The 17,662-nt window shown below is 31.7% G+C and carries 18 protein-coding genes and 4 tRNA genes; all 22 read left to right on the top strand.

What is annotated here, in order from left to right; genetic code table 11:
- Positions 1-213 precede the first annotated feature (213 nt).
- Complete coding sequence (locus ACULEV_RS12625; RefSeq protein WP_445455407.1) at positions 214-1,575, top strand: pyridoxal-phosphate dependent enzyme; 1,362 nt, start codon at positions 214-216, stop codon at positions 1,573-1,575.
- A 110-nt stretch (positions 1,576-1,685) separates the two neighbouring features.
- Positions 1,686-2,954, top strand: a complete 1,269-nt coding sequence (locus tag ACULEV_RS12620) for a DUF2851 family protein (RefSeq protein ID WP_445455406.1) — start codon at positions 1,686-1,688, stop codon at positions 2,952-2,954.
- Positions 2,955-2,986: 32 nt separating this feature from the next.
- Entirely contained in the window at positions 2,987-3,205 is a 219-nt protein-coding gene (locus tag ACULEV_RS12615; protein ID WP_445455405.1) for a PspC domain-containing protein, read from the top strand.
- An 83-nt stretch (positions 3,206-3,288) separates the two neighbouring features.
- Complete coding sequence (locus ACULEV_RS12610; RefSeq protein ID WP_445455404.1) at positions 3,289-5,109, top strand: sodium-dependent transporter; 1,821 nt, start codon at positions 3,289-3,291, stop codon at positions 5,107-5,109.
- Positions 5,110-5,129: 20 nt separating this feature from the next.
- Positions 5,130-5,288 carry a hypothetical protein gene (locus ACULEV_RS12605; protein WP_445455403.1) on the top strand — a complete coding sequence of 53 codons (159 nt, stop codon included), beginning with the start codon at positions 5,130-5,132 and terminating at the stop codon, positions 5,286-5,288.
- Between the two features lie 47 nt (positions 5,289-5,335).
- Positions 5,336-6,211 carry a ComEA family DNA-binding protein gene (locus ACULEV_RS12600; protein ID WP_445455402.1) on the top strand — a complete coding sequence of 292 codons (876 nt, stop codon included), beginning with the start codon at positions 5,336-5,338 and terminating at the stop codon, positions 6,209-6,211.
- Positions 6,212-6,248: 37 nt separating this feature from the next.
- Complete coding sequence (locus ACULEV_RS12595) at positions 6,249-7,418, top strand: acyl-CoA dehydrogenase family protein (protein WP_445455401.1); 1,170 nt, start codon at positions 6,249-6,251, stop codon at positions 7,416-7,418.
- Between the two features lie 125 nt (positions 7,419-7,543).
- Positions 7,544-7,738, top strand: coding sequence for a 30S ribosomal protein S21 (rpsU, locus tag ACULEV_RS12590; protein ID WP_130736423.1), 195 nt, complete (start codon positions 7,544-7,546; stop codon positions 7,736-7,738).
- A gap of 66 nt (positions 7,739-7,804) precedes the next feature.
- Positions 7,805-8,701, top strand: coding sequence for a tyrosine-type recombinase/integrase (locus tag ACULEV_RS12585; RefSeq protein WP_445455400.1), 897 nt, complete (start codon positions 7,805-7,807; stop codon positions 8,699-8,701).
- 34 nt (positions 8,702-8,735) lie between these two features.
- Entirely contained in the window at positions 8,736-9,038 is a 303-nt protein-coding gene (hpf, locus tag ACULEV_RS12580; RefSeq protein WP_445455399.1) for a ribosome hibernation-promoting factor, HPF/YfiA family, read from the top strand.
- Between the two features lie 91 nt (positions 9,039-9,129).
- Positions 9,130-9,203 (top strand) — tRNA-Thr (locus ACULEV_RS12575).
- 34 nt (positions 9,204-9,237) lie between these two features.
- Positions 9,238-9,318 (top strand) — tRNA-Tyr (locus ACULEV_RS12570).
- A 28-nt stretch (positions 9,319-9,346) separates the two neighbouring features.
- Positions 9,347-9,418 (top strand) — tRNA-Thr (locus ACULEV_RS12565).
- A gap of 58 nt (positions 9,419-9,476) precedes the next feature.
- Entirely contained in the window at positions 9,477-10,664 is a 1,188-nt protein-coding gene (tuf, locus tag ACULEV_RS12560; RefSeq protein WP_445455398.1) for an elongation factor Tu, read from the top strand.
- 57 nt (positions 10,665-10,721) lie between these two features.
- A tRNA-Trp gene (locus ACULEV_RS12555) sits at positions 10,722-10,793 on the top strand.
- Positions 10,794-10,809: 16 nt separating this feature from the next.
- Positions 10,810-11,004, top strand: a complete 195-nt coding sequence (gene secE, locus ACULEV_RS12550) for a preprotein translocase subunit SecE (protein WP_445455397.1) — start codon at positions 10,810-10,812, stop codon at positions 11,002-11,004.
- Between the two features lie 4 nt (positions 11,005-11,008).
- The gene (nusG, locus tag ACULEV_RS12545) at positions 11,009-11,560 is read left to right on the top strand and encodes a transcription termination/antitermination protein NusG (RefSeq protein ID WP_445455396.1); all 552 of its coding nucleotides are present in this window, start codon (positions 11,009-11,011) and stop codon (positions 11,558-11,560) included.
- 66 nt (positions 11,561-11,626) lie between these two features.
- Entirely contained in the window at positions 11,627-12,064 is a 438-nt protein-coding gene (gene rplK / locus ACULEV_RS12540) for a 50S ribosomal protein L11 (protein WP_140961434.1), read from the top strand.
- Between the two features lie 19 nt (positions 12,065-12,083).
- Complete coding sequence (gene rplA / locus ACULEV_RS12535; protein ID WP_445455395.1) at positions 12,084-12,773, top strand: 50S ribosomal protein L1; 690 nt, start codon at positions 12,084-12,086, stop codon at positions 12,771-12,773.
- A gap of 23 nt (positions 12,774-12,796) precedes the next feature.
- Positions 12,797-13,294: a 50S ribosomal protein L10 gene (gene rplJ, locus ACULEV_RS12530; protein ID WP_445455394.1), complete on the top strand. Its 498-nt coding sequence runs from the start codon at positions 12,797-12,799 to the stop codon at positions 13,292-13,294.
- A 59-nt stretch (positions 13,295-13,353) separates the two neighbouring features.
- The gene (rplL, locus tag ACULEV_RS12525; protein ID WP_445455393.1) at positions 13,354-13,722 is read left to right on the top strand and encodes a 50S ribosomal protein L7/L12; all 369 of its coding nucleotides are present in this window, start codon (positions 13,354-13,356) and stop codon (positions 13,720-13,722) included.
- A gap of 123 nt (positions 13,723-13,845) precedes the next feature.
- Positions 13,846-17,658, top strand: coding sequence for a DNA-directed RNA polymerase subunit beta (gene rpoB, locus ACULEV_RS12520; RefSeq protein WP_445455392.1), 3,813 nt, complete (start codon positions 13,846-13,848; stop codon positions 17,656-17,658).
- Positions 17,659-17,662 lie beyond the last annotated feature (4 nt).

Here is a 17,662-nt window from a genome sequence, read left to right as displayed (position 1 = left end):
GATAAGGAACGAAAGGCTTGGTCTTTATTTAGAAACCTTATTCCTGCTTTACGTTGCAATCTCTTCGAGGATTTCCACTGCAAATGTTAATTCAACGAATTCCTATAAAAAATATAAAGCTAATGAGTTAATCAGGGTTGTTGAGTTGTCCATTTTCATTTTTGTATTCGCAATATTCACACTATCTTTGCATTCTAAATTCTAAATTTAAAAATGAAATTCGCAAAAAACATATTAGAAACTATAGGAAATACACCATTAGTTAAAATCAATAAATTAACGCAAGAAATTGATGCATTAGTATTAGCTAAAGTAGAAACTTTCAATCCAGGTAATTCTGTTAAAGATAGAATGGCTGTTAAAATGATTGAAGATGCTGAAGCAGATGGAAGATTAAAACCAGGCGGAACAATTATTGAAGGAACATCTGGAAATACAGGAATGGGTTTAGCTTTGGCGGCAATTGTAAAAGGATATAAACTAATTTGTGTTATATCTGACAAGCAGTCAAAAGAAAAGATGGATATTCTTCGCGCAGTTGGTGCAAAAGTTGTTGTTTGTCCCACAGATGTTGAACCTACAGATCCTCGTTCCTATTATTCTGTTTCTAAACGATTAGCTACGGAAACTGAAAATGCATGGTATGTAAATCAATATGATAATCCTAGCAACACAATTGCTCATTATGAACAAACTGCTCCCGAAATTTGGGAACAAACAGAAGGTAAAATTACACATTTTGTAGTAGGTGTTGGAACTGGAGGAACCATTTCTGGTGTTGCAAAATACTTAAAAGAAAGAAATCCAAATGTAAAAATTTGGGGAATTGATACTTATGGATCAGTATTTAAAAAATACCATGAAACAGGTATTTTTGACGAAAATGAAATCTATTCTTACATAACTGAAGGTATCGGAGAAGATATTTTACCTAAAAATGTAGATTTTTCTCTAATAGATGGTTTTACAAAAGTAACCGATAAAGATGCAGCAGTTTATACACGTAAATTAGCTCTAGAAGAAGGAATCTTTGTTGGAAATTCTGCTGGAGCAGCTATTAAGGGAGTATTACAATTAAAAGAACATTTTAAACCAGAAGATGTAGTAGTCGTTTTATTTCATGACTCTGGAAGTAGATATGTAGGAAAAATGTTTAATGACGATTGGATGCGAGAAAGAGGTTTCTTAGAGGAAGAAGTAACTAAAGCTGTAGATTTAATTAAAGACCACCAAGACAAACCATTAATTGTAGTGAAAACTGAAGAATTGGTTTCTCATGCAATAGAAAGATTAAAAAAATATAAAATTTCTCAAATTCCAGTAGTTGATACAACAGGTTTTGTTGGTAGTTTAGATGAAACCGATTTGTTTAGAAGTTATGTTGAAGATAAAAATATTGCCGATAAACCTATAAAAGACGTAATGGGTAAACCATTTCCAATTGTAAAGGCCAATACTTCAATTGAAGAAGTTTCTAAACTAATTAATAAAGATAATCAAGCTGTTTTAGTTGAATTAGAAAATGGTAAACATCATATAATAACAAAACACGATGTAATTAGCTCAATAAAATAAAAAATTTAAAATATTTCAATAAAACCTGTATTTCTATGATTTACAGGTTTTGTTTTTTGTATATATTTGTACTTTACTATAAGCCAATAAATTAATTACAAGCCATACAAATGAAAGAAGAATTCTTACATTATATTTGGTTACATAAGAAACTCAATGTAACCAAACTCTTTACTTCAAAAGGAGAAAAAATTGAAGTTCTCAATTTTGGACAATACTTGCAAACAGTTGGTCCTGATTTTTTTAATGCACAACTTATAATTGACAATCAAAAGTGGGCTGGAAATATTGAAATTCATTTAAAATCTTCGGATTGGTATTTGCATAATCACGAAAAAGACACAAATTATAATAATGTTATTTTACATGTTGTTTGGGAACATGATGTAGAAATTTATCGAAAAAATAATTCAGAAATTCCAGTTCTAGAATTAAAGCATTATATAGCTTTAAATGAAATAAACAATTATAAAAATCTAATGCTTTCTAAAACTTGGATTAATTGTGAAAATCAAATTAGTAATATTGATAGTTTTACCTTAGAAAATTGGAAAGAAAGGCTTTTTTTTGAAAGATTAGAAAGAAAATCAAAACTTGTATTAGAATTATTGAAAGAAACAAAAAATGATTGGGATGCAGTTTTATTTTGTTTGTTAGCTAAGAATTTTGGATTAAATGCAAATGGAGAAATTATTTTTAAAATGGCAAAAACTCTACCATTTCCAATAATAAGAAAAGAGTCTAACGAATTAGAAAATTTGGAGGCTTTATTTTTTGGTTCAACCAATTTACTTAATGCAGATTTTGAAGATGTTTATTTTCAAAATTTACACTCAAAATGGGAATTCTTAAAAAGCAAATATAAGCTAGATGGAGTTGTATATGATACTTTGCAATTTTATAAATTAAGACCAGATAACTTTCCTACTATTAGATTATCTCAATTAGCAGTATTATATTATTCAATTCATAATATTTTTGAAAAAAGTATTTATGTTAAAGAGGTAAAAGAATTTTATAAGTTATTTGCTGTTTCTGCAAATGATTATTGGAATACTCATTATAATTTTGACAAAGAAAGTAATTTTAAAAAGAAAAAAATATCAAAAAGATTTATAGATCTAATCATAATCAACACAATTATTCCTTTACGATTTGCCTATTTGAATTATATGGGAAAAGAAAACTCAGAAGAAATAATAGATCTAATCAGACAAATTCAACCTGAAAAAAATGCAATAATTCAGAAGTTTAGTTATTTTAATATAAAAGCAAAGACAGCTTTAGATTCGCAAAGTTTATTACAATTAAAAAAGGAGTATTGTGATAAAAATAAATGTCTTAGTTGTAATATTGGAATCAATTTGATTAAAAATTAATCAGTATATTTGACTGGTAAATCAAGTAAGAAATGTATAAAATACTTCATTTTTTTGAAAAGCACGGTTTTTTTGTAGCAACTAGATTAGCAGATAAGCTTGGAATTAGGGCTACAAATGTTCGCTTGTTTTTTATTTACATAACTTTTGTAACTGCAGGTTTGGGTTTTGGATTTTATCTTACCTTAGCATTTCTTTTAAAGCTAAAAGATATGATCTACACAAAACGCTCTTCGGTTTTCGATTTATAATTGCTGAATGTCAAAGACTTAACTTTTCTTTGTTTTTTCGATACTTTTCTTATCTTTGGAAAATTAACAACCAATAAATAAATATGTCAACAAAATCAGAATCTTGGGGTTCTAGGGTAGGACTCATCTTGGCAATGGCTGGAAATGCTGTTGGATTAGGAAACTTCCTGCGTTTCCCTGTACAAGCCGTTCAAAATGGTGGTGGAGCTTTTATTATTCCTTATTTAGTATGTTTTTTAGTAATGGGTATTCCATTATTATTTATAGAGTGGTCTTCAGGTCGTTTTGGAGGTCGTTCAGGTAATCATAGTACACCATATATTTTAGATTCTATGGCAAAAGGTAGATTGTGGAAATATATAGGTGTTTTCGGGATTTTTACAAATATTGCAGTTGCAGCATATTACTGTTATATTGAATCTTGGACTATGTCTTATGTCTATCATTCTATAGTAGGGACATTTAATAATATGAGTCAAGCTGATGTTGCTGGTTTTTTTGAATCATATACTAACATATCTGAATCAACTACAGGTATTCCTTTTGAAGCAGTAATATTTTATATAATCTGTTTATTATTAAATACATTCATCTTATCAAAAGGATTAGGTGGTATTGAAAAAGTAGCTAAGATAGGTATGCCTTTGTTAATTATGTTTGGGGTTATTTTAGCAGTAAGAGGTTTAACACTTGGTACAAGTGGTGCTTCTGATATTTTTCCAGATGCAAATGCATGGGATGGTCTAAATTTCCTTTGGACACCACAATTTGATTCATTAACAAGTCCAAAAGTTTGGTTAGCTGCAGCAGGTCAGATATTCTTTACACTTTCTGTAGGAATGGGTACTATACATTGTTATGCAGCATATTTAAAATCTAAAGATGATATTGCTTTAAATGCTGTTTCTGCTGGTTTTATGAATGAATTCGTGGAAGTAGTTTTGGGTAGTTTAATCGTTATTCCTATTGCTGCTGGTTATCTTGGTTTAGATTGGGTAATTCAAAATGCAGGTTTTGGTATGGCTTTTCAAACTATGCCTTATTTGTTCCAACAATGGGGTAGTTCTTTAGCAATAATTGCAGGTGTCTGTTGGTTTGGTTTATTATTTTTTGCAGGTATTACATCATCCCTTGCTATGGGAACACCTTGGATGGGGTTCATGAAGGATGAATTTAATTGGTCAAAAAATAAAGGAGCATGGTCATTTGGGGCATTAGTCTTAATAATGGGATTACCTACTGTTATATTCTACAAAGAAGGTTTATTTGATCAATATGATTATTGGGCAGGAACAGTAAGTTTGGTTGTTTTTGCATTCCTAGAAACAGTTTTATTTTCTTATATTTTTGGAATTAAAAGAGGTTGGGCAGAAATTAATCAAGGAGCGGATATTAAAATACCAGGATTTTATAAATACATAATATTAATAGTTACACCATTACTATTAGGTTGGGTATTGCTTTCAAGTATACCTGATTGGGTTGATAAAGTAAAGGATAATGACACAAATAATAAAGAATGGTTTGCTAGTGAATTTTACGCTGAAAATTTTGATGGTGCTGGAAAAAATTCGGGTACAGTTGAAGAAGTAAGTGCTAATAGTGTTAAGTTTTCTTTTGAAGATACTAAAAAAGTATTTGATAAAGAAACTGAAACAGTCAAGACAGTTGGGTTTACTAATTACAAAGAGTATAAGTTTAAAGCAAAGAAAAATCAAGTTGTTGTTGTCCAAAAAGGAGATGTTGTAAAACCAAGCGACATAATTGCAACTGGAGATTTTACAAATGATACTCTATATAAGTTTATGGGAAGAATGTTATTACTTTCATTGTTTGCTTTTATAAGTATAATAGTTTATTTTGCTTACAAGAAAAGAGTGAGAGAAGGTAGAGCAACATTATAAATTTTAAAATAAAGATAAAAATGAATACATCAGCCTTAATAACAATGTTAGTAGCACAAGGAATAGTGGTTTCTTTTGCTAGTTATTTTTTCTATAAAGTATTAACTATTCCGCCTAAACAAGAACCAGATTCGTTCAATGAAAATGATGATGAACTAGTAAGACAACAAAAAGATTAAAAAATAAATACATCTGAAATTTATATAGTTTTATTTTGAAAAAACAGATGAAAGAATTTAAATCCTACTTTCTATTTTCGAGAGAACATAGAAGTGGGATTTTTTTATTAATCTTGCTTATATGCATAATTCAGATAGTATATTATGTTTTAAAGGCCAATAATTTTTTTAATAGCACTAATCTACTACAGGATAAAGAATGGCTTTTGGTTCAAAATAAAATAGATAGTATTAAAAAAAACAATACAAAAATTGAGTATAAGCCAAAATCATTTAATCCAAATTTTATAACAGATTACAAAGGTTATATGCTAGGAATGTCTGTTGAAGAAATTGATAGATTACACCAATATAGAGAATTAGGAAAATTTGTAAATTCTCCTAAAGAATTTCAACAAATTACTCATGTTTCTGATGAACTATTAAATAAAATGGAACCACTTTTTAAATTTCCTGATTGGGTAAATTCTAAAAAATCATATAAAGCCTTTGAAAGTTTTTCCAAAAAGACTACTGAAAAAATAATTCCAATTGATTTAAATAGCGCTACTAAAGAAGATTTAATGAAAGTTTATGGAATTGGAGATAAAATTTCAGATATTATTCTTAAAGAAAGAGAAAAGTTTGGAACATTTGTAGCTGTAGAGCAATTAGAATTTGTTTGGGGTATTTCTCCAGAAGTTTTGCAAGAATGTAAACTTCGTTTTTTTGTTCAACCAACTCAATCTGTAAAAAAAATAAATATAAATACAGCTTCAACAAAAGAACTAGTTAAATTTCCTTATTTTAATTATGTTTTTGCAAAAGAGATTGTTACCTATAGAAGTATGAATGGTATTTTAAGTTCTATTGAAGATTTAGCAAAAATTAACAACTGTCCTTTAGAAAAATTAAAAATAATCGCCTTATATTTGGAATTCTAAAAAAATAACTTCATTTAAAGAAACCAAATATAAATTCATGGATTTAAAATACTTCACAGAAGAACATCAATTATTTAGATCAAGTTTGCGAGATTTTTTGCATAAAGAAGTGGTGCCTCATATTGAAAAATGGGAAAAAACAGGAACAATTGAACGTTTTATTTGGAAAAAATTTGGAGAAATGGGTTTTTTCGGAATAAATTATCCTGAAGTTTATGGTGGAATGAATTTAGATTTATTTTACACAGTAATCTTTTTAGAAGAACTTCAAAAAATAAAATCGTCTGGTTTTGCTGCCGCTATGTGGGCACATTCATATTTAGCAATGACACATTTAAACGCAGAAGGAGATGAAAGAATTAAGCAAAACTATTTAGCACCAAGTATTTCGGGTGATAAAATTGGAGCTTTGTGTATTACAGAGCCATTTGGAGGTAGTGATGTTGCTGGAATGCGTACAACTGCTGTGAAAAAAAGAGATAAATATATTATCAATGGTTCAAAAACCTTTATAACAAATGGAGTTTATGCAGATTATTTGATAGTTGCGGCAAAAACAAGCCCAGAGCTAGGTAATAAAGGAATTACTATCTTTTTAGTAGATAGTAAGGCTAAAGGAGTATCGGCTACTAAATTAGATAAATTAGGTTGGAGAGCTTCTGATACAGCAGAAATTGCATTTGATAATGTTGAGATTCCTATTGAAAATTTAATGGGAGAAGAAGGAAAAGGATTTCCATATATTATGCAACATTTCGCTTTAGAGCGTTTAATAATGGCCATCAATGCGCACGCAAGAGCTGAATATGCTATTGAATACACAATTGAATACATGTCTCAACGTGAAGCATTTGGAAAGACTATAGATAAATTTCAAGCATTACGTCATAAAATAGTTGAGCATGTAACAGATGTTGAGCATTGTAAATTATTCAATTATTCGGCAGTTGCTAGACTTGATAAAGGTGAATATGTGGTTAAGGAAGCTACTATGGCTAAATTAAAATCAACAAAAGTTGCCGATGAAACAATTTATAGTTGTTTGCAAATGTTAGGTGGCTATGGTTATATGGAAGAATATCCATTGGCACGTTTATTTAGAGATAGTCGTTTAGGGCCAATTGGAGGAGGAACTTCAGAAATTCTTAAGGAAATATTATCAAAAATGATTATTGATAAGCAAAATTATAAGCCGGCTGTTGAATAATGCTTCGGCATGGCTAAACTTAATTGGGAGAATAGTTTGGTTGGATAAAATATTTAATAAAAACAATTTGATATTAAAAATAAATTTTTACTTTTGCAGTCTAAATGAAAGGGGGTGCCTAAATTATGTTAATTATACCAATTAAAGACGGAGAAAATATAGATAAAGCGTTAAAACGTTATAAAAGAAAATTTGATAAAACTGGAACAGTTCGTCAGTTAAGAGCTAGACAAGCTTTCCATAAACCGTCAATTGTTAAGAGAGCTCAAGTTCAAAAAGCAGCTTATATTCAAAGATTAAAAGATTCATTAGAGTCTTAATATTTAGAATCTAAAATATAAAACCGTTAGATAATAAAGTGTAACTTTGTTTCTAACGGTTTTTTTATGACTACAAATCTCCAAGCATATCAAGATTATTTAATAAAAGAAAAGAATTATTCTCTTCTTACTGTAAATGCGTATCTAAATGATGTGCTTTCTTTTCAGGAATTTTTAAAAATTAATCATGAAAGTGTTGCTTTGGAAGAAGTTGTTTATCCGTTGATAAGGAGTTGGATTGTTTTATTAGTAGAAAATAAAATTTCAAATAAATCAGTAAACAGGAAAATTTCGTCATTAAAATCGTACTATAAATTTCTTCTTAGAATTAAGCAAATAGATGTTAATCCGCTGTTGAAACATAAATCGTTAAAAATACCTAAAAAAGTTCAAATTCCTTTTTCGGAAAGAGAAATTGAAAATGTTTTTGAAGTAAATCAGTTTTCAAAAGATTTTGAAGGTATAAGAAATCAGTTAATAATTGAGCTTTTTTATACAACAGGAATGCGAAGAGCAGAATTGATAAATTTAAAGTTGTCGAGTATCGATTTTTCAAATCAAACTTTAAAAGTGTTAGGTAAAAGAAATAAAGAAAGAATTATCCCTCTCTTATTGTGTACGAAAAGCTTGTTGAAAGAGTATTTAATTGTTCGTTTGGAGAAAGTTAAACCTAGTTTTTCGGATGTGTTAATTTTGTCTAAAACAGGAAATAAAATTAGTGAATCATTTGTCTATCGTTTAATTAATGATTACTTTAGTAGTGTGTCTCTGAAAGTTAAAAAGAGTCCCCACGTTCTTAGGCATTCATTTGCAACTCATTTGCTAAATAATGGTGCCGATTTAAATTCAGTAAAAGAATTATTAGGTCACGCTAGTTTGTCGTCAACACAAATATATACTCATAGTAGTTTAAATGAGTTGAAAAAAGTGTATCAAGAATCACATCCTAGAAACCAGAAATAATTCACTTGTCTAACCTAAGTAATTATTAAAAAGTATGAAAGTAAATGTTCAGGCAGTTAATTTTAATGTTGATAAAAAATTAATCAACTTTATTCAAGAACGATTAGATAAATTGGAAAAATATTTTGATAAAGTAATTTCATCAGATGTTTTTTTAAAATTAGAAAATACTAGTGATAAAGAGAATAAGACAGTAGAAGTAAAAATTCATGTACCAGGTGAAGAATTTGTGGTAAAAAAAACATGTAAAACCTTTGAAGAAGCTGTTGATATTTCAGAAGAATCCTTAGAAAGAATTTTGGTAAAGTACAAGGAAAAAATAAGAGCACATGCTTAAAGAAAAAAAAAGACAAAAAAAGTTTTGAATAAAAAATAAATTCTATACATTTGCAGTCCGTTAGAAATAGCGGACTTTTTTTATTATAGTTGCCGGTGTAGCTCAGCTGGCTAGAGCAGCTGATTTGTAATCAGCAGGTCGTGGGTTCGAGTCCCTCCATCGGCTCAATGTGTTAAGTAACTGATAATAAAAATGGTACGGGGAGATACTCAAGCGGCCAACGAGGGCAGACTGTAAATCTGCTGGGTAACCTTCGCAGGTTCGAATCCTGCTCTCCCCACAAACATTCCTGTTGATGACAGATGTAAGCCGGTGTAGCTCAGGGGTAGAGTGCTTCCTTGGTAAGGAAGAGGTCACGGGTTCAATTCCCGTCATTGGCTCTGGATATGTTTATAATTTTTGAACACTAATATATAACTAAGATTAAATTATTAAATCATGGCAAAAGGAAATTTTGATCGTTCCAAACCACACTTAAACATTGGTACTATTGGACACGTAGATCACGGTAAAACAACTTTAACTGCTGCAATAACTAAAGTATTGTCTGATGCTGGTTATTCTGAAGCAAAATCGTTTGATCAAATTGATAACGCACCAGAAGAAAAAGAAAGAGGTATTACTATTAATACTTCTCACGTAGAATATGCTACTGCAAATCGTCACTATGCTCACGTTGACTGTCCAGGTCACGCGGATTACGTTAAGAACATGGTAACTGGAGCAGCGCAAATGGATGGAGCTATCTTAGTAGTTGCTGCTACTGATGGTCCTATGCCACAAACTCGTGAACACATCCTTTTAGGTCGCCAAGTAGGTGTGCCAAGAATGGTTGTATTCATGAACAAAGTTGATATGGTTGATGATGCTGAGTTATTAGAGCTTGTTGAGATGGAAATTAGAGATTTATTATCTTTCTATCAATATGATGGTGATAATGGACCAGTTATCCAAGGATCTGCTTTAGGAGCTTTAAATGGAGAGCAAAAATGGGTTGATACAGTATTAGCTTTAATGGAAGCTGTTGATAACTGGATTGAATTACCAGCTCGTGATGTTGATAAGCCTTTCTTGATGCCGGTAGAGGATGTATTTACAATTACTGGACGTGGAACTGTTGCTACAGGTCGTATCGAAACTGGTATTGCTAACACTGGAGATCCAGTAGAGATTGTAGGTATGGGTGCTGAAAAGTTAACTTCTACTATTACGGGTATTGAAATGTTTCGTCAAATCCTTGATAGAGGTGAAGCTGGAGATAACGCAGGTATCTTATTAAGAGGTATTGCAAAAGAAGATATTAAAAGAGGAATGGTAATTGTTAAGCCAGGATCTGTTAAGCCACATGCTCATTTCAAAGCAGAGGTGTATATCTTGAAAAAAGAAGAAGGTGGACGTCATACTCCATTCCATAATAACTACCGTCCTCAGTTTTATGTACGTACAACTGATGTTACTGGTACTATTACTTTACCAGCTGGTGTAGAAATGGTTATGCCAGGTGATAACTTAACTATTGAGGTTCAATTATTAAGTGCAATTGCATTATCTGTAGGTTTACGTTTTGCAGTTCGTGAAGGTGGTAGAACTGTTGGTGCTGGTCAGGTAACTGAAATTTTAGACTAAATTATAGTTTATAACTAAATAAAAAGCCAGTTGATTTTTTCAACTGGCTTATAATAAACGGGCGTAGTACAAGGGCTAGTATAGTGGTCTCCAAAACCATTGATGGGGGTTCGAATCCCTCCGCCCGTGCAAATCATATAAAGTAATGACGAAATTTGTTAATTATATTTCAGAAGCATTTCAAGAATTGAAATCTAATGTAACTTGGCCTGAGTGGGCAGAGGTTCAACGTTTAACTATAATTGTAGCTTTGTTTTCGATTATTTTTGCGCTTTTGACTTATGGTGTAGATCAATTGTTTGTTAAAGCTCTTGAGGGCTTTTTTAACTTACTAAAATAGTATCATGGCAGATAATAATGTTAAAAAGTGGTATGTTGTAAGAGCAGTAAGTGGTCAGGAAAATAAAGTTAAGGCTTATATTGAATCTGAAACACTTCGATTAGGAATGTCAGACTATGTGTCTCAAGTTTTAGTGCCAACAGAAAAAGTTGTACAAATAAGAGATGGGAAAAAAGTAGCTAAAGAAAAAGTATATTTTCCTGGTTACATTATGATTGAAGCTAGTCTTACAGGAGAAGTTCCACATATCATTAAATCTATCCCAGGAGTAATTGGTTTTCTCGGTGAGACTAAAGGAGGTGATCCAGTTCCTTTGAGAATGTCAGAGGTTAATAGAATGTTAGGTAAAGTAGATGAATTATCTGTTAAAGTAGATAATATTTCTATACCATTTTCAGTTGGAGAAACAGTTAAAGTTATTGATGGTCCTTTCAATGGATTTAATGGTGCAATTGAAAAGGTTAATGAAGAAAAGCGTAAACTTGAAGTAATGGTGAAAATTTTCGGAAGAAAAACACCGTTAGAATTAAGTTTTATGCAAGTAGAAAAAGTATAATCAAGTTACATATATAAATCACATCAATCGCTTCCAATTGATAGATGTGCTAAATTTTTTTAAAAAATGGCAAAAGAAGTTAGTAAAGTAGTTAAACTACAAGTTAAGGGAGGTGCTGCGAATCCATCGCCACCGGTTGGACCTGCTTTGGGGGCTGCTGGGGTTAACATCATGGAGTTTTGTAAGCAATTTAATGCTAGAACTCAAGATAAACCTGGCAAAGTTTTACCGGTACAAATTACTGTGTATAAAGACAAGTCTTTTGACTTTGTTGTAAAAACGCCACCTGCTGCAATTCAAATTTTAGAGGCAGCAAAAGTTAAGTCTGGTTCAGGTGAACCTAATCGTAAGAAAGTAGCAAATGTTACTTGGGATCAAATCAGAACTATTGCTGAAGACAAAATGCCAGATCTTAATGCTTTTACTATTGAAAAAGCAATGAGTATGGTTGCAGGAACAGCTAGATCTATGGGTATAACAGTATCAGGAGACGCTCCTTTTTAATCGTTAAAGAGAATTAGACATGGCAAAATTGACAAAAAAGCAAAAAGAGGCTGCTTCAAAAATTGAAAAGAATAAACAATATACTTTAAAAGATGCAGCTGCATTAATTAAAGTTGTTTCTTCTGCAAAGTTTGATGAGTCTGTAGATATCGCTGTACGTCTTGGAGTTGATCCAAGAAAAGCAAATCAGATGGTAAGAGGTGTTGTTACGTTACCACATGGAACAGGTAAAGATGTTCGTGTGTTAGCATTAGTAACTCCAGATAAAGAAGAAGAAGCTAAAGCTGCTGGTGCAGATCACGTGGGTTTAGATGATTATCTTCAAAAAATTAAAGATGGTTGGACAGATATTGATGTAATTATCACTATGCCAGCTGTTATGGGTAAATTAGGTCCATTAGGTCGTATTTTAGGACCAAGAGGATTAATGCCAAACCCTAAAACAGGTACAGTAACTATGGATGTTGCTAAAGCTGTTCAAGAGGTGAAAGCTGGTAAAATTGACTTTAAAGTTGATAAAACTGGTATTGTACATGCAGGAATAGGTAAAGTGTCTTTTGATGCTGATAAAATCTATGACAATGCTCACGAAATTATTCAAACATTAATAAAATTAAAACCAACTGCAGCTAAAGGTACTTATATTAAGTCTATACACTTATCTAGTACAATGAGTCCTGCTATTGCTTTAGACACTAAGGCAGTATAATTTGGTAGTTAAAAATTTTTAGTATGACTAGAGAAGAAAAATCAATCGCTATTGAAGATTTAACTGCAAAGTTAGCGGGAGTGAACGTTATTTATTTAGCAGACACCTCAGGACTTGATGCAGATTCTACTTCAAACTTAAGAAGAGCTTGTTTTAAAGCGGGAATCAAATTAGAAGTTGTTAAAAATACTTTGCTTGAAAAAGCAATGGAGGCTTCTGAAAGTGATTTTGGTGATTTATCATCTGTTTTAAAGGGAAATACTTCTGTAATGATTGCTGAAACAGCTAATGGACCAGCAAAAATTATTAAAGAATTCCGTAAAAAAAGTGATAAACCAGTTTTAAAAGGAGCTTATATCAATCAAGAAATCTATATTGGAGATAACTTATTAGATAGTTTAGTTTCGATTAAATCTAAAGAAGAAGTTATCGCTGAAATTATTGGATTACTTCAATCACCAGCACAAAGAGTTATCTCTGCTCTTCAAAACCAAAAAGGAAAAGAAGAGGCTGCTGAATAATATAGAACGCGCTTTAATAAATTATAATTTTTCACAAAACATTTTAAAAGATAGAAAAAATGGCAGATTTGAAACAATTCGCAGAACAATTAGTTAACTTAACTGTTAAAGAAGTTAACGAATTAGCAACAATATTAAAAGATGAGTATGGAATCGAACCAGCTGCTGCTGTTGTTATGGCAGGTCCTGGTGGTGATGCTCCTGCTGCTGAAGAACAATCAGAATTTACAGTTGTATTAAAAGAGGCTGGTGCTTCTAAATTAGCTGTAGTTAAAGCTGTTAAAGAATTAACAGGTTTAGGTCTTAAAGAGGCAAAAGATATGGTAGATGCTGCTCCTACAAATGTTAAAGAAGGAGTTTCTAAAGATGAGGCTGAAGGTCTTAAGAAAGCTTTAGAAGAAGCTGGAGCTGTAGTAGAGCTTAAATAAGCTAAACTTAGTTTACAAAGCAGGTTTAGGTCTTGAGATTATCTCTCAAAGACCTAAACCATTTTGCGTATATTATCGTTTTATACGTTTTTAATTTTTTTCTTAATAAAAATTTGTCCATTGATGATTACTAATCAGACTGAAAGATTAAATTTTGCTTCTACTAAGAATATACCTAATTATCCAGATTTTCTTGATATTCAGGTAAAGTCTTTTAAAGATTTCTTCCAATTGGAAACGAAATCTGACGAAAGAGGCAACGAAGGTCTCTATAACACCTTCATGGAAAATTTCCCAATAACGGATACGAGAAATCAATTCGTTTTAGAGTTTCTTGATTATTTTATAGATCCACCAAGGTATACAATTGAAGAGTGTATAGATAGAGGTTTAACTTATAGCGTGCCTTTAAAAGCTAGACTTAAATTATACTGTACAGATCCTGAGCATGAAGATTTTGAAACTATAGTTCAAGATGTTTATTTAGGAACTATTCCTTATATGACTCCTAGTGGAACATTTGTAATTAATGGGGCTGAACGTGTTGTAGTTTCTCAATTACATCGTTCTCCGGGTGTTTTCTTTGGACAATCCTTCCATGCAAATGGAACTAAACTGTATTCAGCAAGAATTATTCCTTTTAAAGGATCTTGGATTGAATTTGCAACTGATATCAATAGTGTAATGTACGCTTACATTGATAGAAAGAAAAAATTACCAGTTACTACTTTATTTAGAGCTATCGGTTTTGAAAGAGATAAAGATATCTTAGAAATTTTCGACTTAGCTGAAGAAATTAAAGTTTCTAAAACTGGTATTAAAAAATATATTGGACGAAAACTAGCTGCTCGTGTTTTAAATACATGGCATGAAGATTTCGTAGATGAAGATACTGGTGAGGTTGTATCGATTGAGCGTAATGAGATTATTTTAGATCGTGATACTATTTTAGATAAAGATAATGTTGAAGAAATTATAGATGCAGATGTTAAAGCTATTCTTTTGCATAAAGAGGATAATAATGCTGCAGATTATACAATAATTCACAATACTTTACAAAAAGATCCAACAAACTCTGAAAAAGAAGCTGTTGAACATATTTATAGACAATTACGTAACGCAGAACCGCCTGATGAAGAAACGGCTCGTGGTATTATAGATAAATTATTCTTCTCTGACCAACGTTATAACTTAGGTGAAGTAGGTCGTTATAGAATGAATAAAAAATTACAGTTAGATATTCCTATGGAAAAGCAAGTCTTAACCAAAGAGGATATTATAACTATTGTTAAGTATTTGATTGAATTGATTAACTCTAAAGCAGAGATTGATGATATCGATCACTTATCTAATAGACGTGTAAGAACAGTTGGTGAACAATTATCTTCACAATTTGGAGTTGGTCTTGCTCGTATGGCAAGAACAATTAGAGAGAGAATGAACGTTAGAGATAACGAAGTGTTTACACCTATTGACTTGATTAATGCTAAAACGTTATCGTCTGTAATAAACTCTTTCTTTGGAACGAATCAGCTATCTCAGTTTATGGATCAAACAAACCCATTAGCAGAGATTACTCACAAACGTCGTTTATCTGCACTTGGACCTGGAGGTTTATCTAGAGAAAGAGCTGGTTTCGAGGTTCGTGATGTTCACTATACGCATTATGGACGTTTATGTCCTATTGAAACTCCTGAGGGACCAAACATTGGTTTGATATCTTCACTTGGAGTTTATGCTAAAGTAAATGGAATGGGATTCATCGAAACTCCTTATCGTAAAGTTACGGATGGTGTGGTAGATTTAGAATCAACTCCTATTTATTTAAGTGCGGAAGAAGAAGAAGGAAAAATGATTGCACAAGCAAACATTGAAATGGATGAAAAAGGTAAAATTACTGCTGAGAAAGTTATTGCTCGTGAAGAAGGTGATTTTCCAGTTGTTGAACCTAATGTGGTAGATTATACAGACGTTGCTCCTAATCAAATTGCATCTATATCTGCATCCTTAATTCCTTTCTTGGAACATGATGATGCGAACCGTGCATTGATGGGATCAAACATGATGCGTCAAGCAGTACCTTTATTAAGACCAGAAGCTCCAATCGTAGGAACTGGTTTAGAGAGACAAGTTGCTTCTGATTCTAGAGTTCTTATTAATGCGGAAGGTGATGGTTTAGTAACTTATGTTGATGCAAACAAAATTACTATTAAGTACGATAGAACTGAAGAAGAAAGAATGGTAAGTTTCGAAGAGGATGAAAAAACATACCAATTAATTAAATTCAGAAAGACGAATCAAAGTACTTCTATTAACTTAAAACCTATTGTAAGAAAAGGAGACAAAGTTAGCAAAGGACAAGTGCTTTGTGAAGGATATGCAACACAAAACGGAGAGTTAGCTTTAGGTAGAAATTTAAAAGTAGCTTTCATGCCTTGGAAAGGATATAACTTTGAGGATGCGATTGTAATTTCTGAAAAAGTAGTGCGTGATGATATCTTTACGTCTATTCATATTGATGATTATTCATTAGAGGTTAGAGATACGAAGTTAGGAAATGAAGAGTTAACTAATGATATTCCAAACGTTTCTGAAGAGGCTACTAAAGACTTAGACGAAAACGGAATGATTCGTATTGGTGCAGAAGTGAAACCAGGTGATATTTTAATTGGTAAAATTACTCCAAAAGGAGAATCAGATCCAACACCTGAAGAAAAATTATTACGCGCAATTTTTGGTGATAAAGCAGGGGATGTAAAAGACGCTTCATTAAAAGCTTCTCCATCATTGCATGGTGTAGTTTTAGATAAAAAATTATTTGCTAAAGCTGTAAAAGACAAACGTAAGCGTTCAAAAGATAAAGAAGATATTGATAAACTTGATATTGAGTTTGAAGTAAAATTCAACGAATTGAAAGACAAGTTAATTGAAAAGTTATTTGTTATCATTGATGGTAAAACATCTCAAGGTGTAATGAACGATTTAGGAGAAGAAGTATTACCAAAAGGTAAGAAATTCACTAAAAAAATGTTACAATCTGTTGATGATTTTGCTCACTTAACAAAAGGGCAATGGACAACTGATGACGCTACTAATAAAATGGTAAATGATTTAGTTCATAACTATAAAATTAAGTTGAATGACTTACAAGGTTGGTTAAGAAGAGAGAAATTTACAATTACAGTAGGGGATGAGCTTCCAGCTGGTATTTTAAAGCTTGCTAAAGTTTATATTGCTAAGAAACGTAAGTTGAAAGTAGGAGATAAAATGGCAGGTCGTCACGGTAATAAAGGTATTGTTGCTAGAATTGTACGTCACGAAGATATGCCATTCCTAGAAGATGGAACACCAGTTGATATCGTATTGAATCCACTTGGAGTACCTTCTCGTATGAACATAGGTCAAATTTATGAAACAGTTCTTGGTTGGGCAGGGATGAATTTAGGAAGAAAATTTGCAACACCTATTTTTGATGGAGCATCTTTAGACCAAATTAATGACCTTACTGATGAAGCGGGTGTACCAAGATTTGGACATACATACCTTTATGATGGAGGAACAGGAGAACGTTTTCACCAAGCAGCAACCGTAGGTGTTATCTATATGCTTAAATTAGGACATATGGTTGATGATAAAATGCATGCTCGTTCTATAGGTCCATACTCATTAATTACGCAACAGCCTTTAGGAGGTAAAGCACAATTTGGAGGTCAACGTTTCGGAGAAATGGAGGTTTGGGCACTTGAAGCTTATGGTGCATCTAGTACTTTAAGAGAGATATTGACGGTTAAATCTGATGATGTAATCGGTAGAGCTAAAACTTACGAATCAATCGTTAAAGGAGAAACAATGCCAGAACCAGGATTACCTGAATCATTCAATGTATTAATGCATGAATTGAAAGGTCTTGGTTTAGACATCAGATTAGAAGAATAAATAA

Source organism: Flavobacterium sp. HNIBRBA15423, from assembly GCF_052655965.1.
The sequence above is the reverse complement of the archived record's forward strand: the minus strand, read 5'-3'. Positions and strand labels throughout refer to the sequence as shown.

Excerpts from the sequence above, each read along its gene's own strand:
- ACULEV_RS12625 (WP_445455407.1), top strand. The coding sequence starts at position 214 with ATGAAATTCGCAAAAAACATATTAGAAACTATAGGAAATACACCATTA.
- ACULEV_RS12620 (WP_445455406.1), top strand. The coding sequence starts at position 1,686 with ATGAAAGAAGAATTCTTACATTATATTTGGTTACATAAGAAACTCAAT.
- ACULEV_RS12615 (WP_445455405.1), top strand. The coding sequence starts at position 2,987 with ATGTATAAAATACTTCATTTTTTTGAAAAGCACGGTTTTTTTGTAGCA.
- ACULEV_RS12610 (WP_445455404.1), top strand. The coding sequence starts at position 3,289 with ATGTCAACAAAATCAGAATCTTGGGGTTCTAGGGTAGGACTCATCTTG.
- ACULEV_RS12605 (WP_445455403.1), top strand. The coding sequence starts at position 5,130 with ATGAATACATCAGCCTTAATAACAATGTTAGTAGCACAAGGAATAGTG.
- ACULEV_RS12600 (WP_445455402.1), top strand. The coding sequence starts at position 5,336 with ATGAAAGAATTTAAATCCTACTTTCTATTTTCGAGAGAACATAGAAGT.
- ACULEV_RS12595 (WP_445455401.1), top strand. The coding sequence starts at position 6,249 with ATGGATTTAAAATACTTCACAGAAGAACATCAATTATTTAGATCAAGT.
- rpsU (WP_130736423.1), top strand. The coding sequence starts at position 7,544 with ATGTTAATTATACCAATTAAAGACGGAGAAAATATAGATAAAGCGTTA.
- ACULEV_RS12585 (WP_445455400.1), top strand. The coding sequence starts at position 7,805 with ATGACTACAAATCTCCAAGCATATCAAGATTATTTAATAAAAGAAAAG.
- hpf (WP_445455399.1), top strand. The coding sequence starts at position 8,736 with ATGAAAGTAAATGTTCAGGCAGTTAATTTTAATGTTGATAAAAAATTA.
- tuf (WP_445455398.1), top strand. The coding sequence starts at position 9,477 with ATGGCAAAAGGAAATTTTGATCGTTCCAAACCACACTTAAACATTGGT.
- secE (WP_445455397.1), top strand. The coding sequence starts at position 10,810 with ATGACGAAATTTGTTAATTATATTTCAGAAGCATTTCAAGAATTGAAA.
- nusG (WP_445455396.1), top strand. The coding sequence starts at position 11,009 with ATGGCAGATAATAATGTTAAAAAGTGGTATGTTGTAAGAGCAGTAAGT.
- rplK (WP_140961434.1), top strand. The coding sequence starts at position 11,627 with ATGGCAAAAGAAGTTAGTAAAGTAGTTAAACTACAAGTTAAGGGAGGT.
- rplA (WP_445455395.1), top strand. The coding sequence starts at position 12,084 with ATGGCAAAATTGACAAAAAAGCAAAAAGAGGCTGCTTCAAAAATTGAA.
- rplJ (WP_445455394.1), top strand. The coding sequence starts at position 12,797 with ATGACTAGAGAAGAAAAATCAATCGCTATTGAAGATTTAACTGCAAAG.
- rplL (WP_445455393.1), top strand. The coding sequence starts at position 13,354 with ATGGCAGATTTGAAACAATTCGCAGAACAATTAGTTAACTTAACTGTT.
- rpoB (WP_445455392.1), top strand. The coding sequence starts at position 13,846 with ATGATTACTAATCAGACTGAAAGATTAAATTTTGCTTCTACTAAGAAT.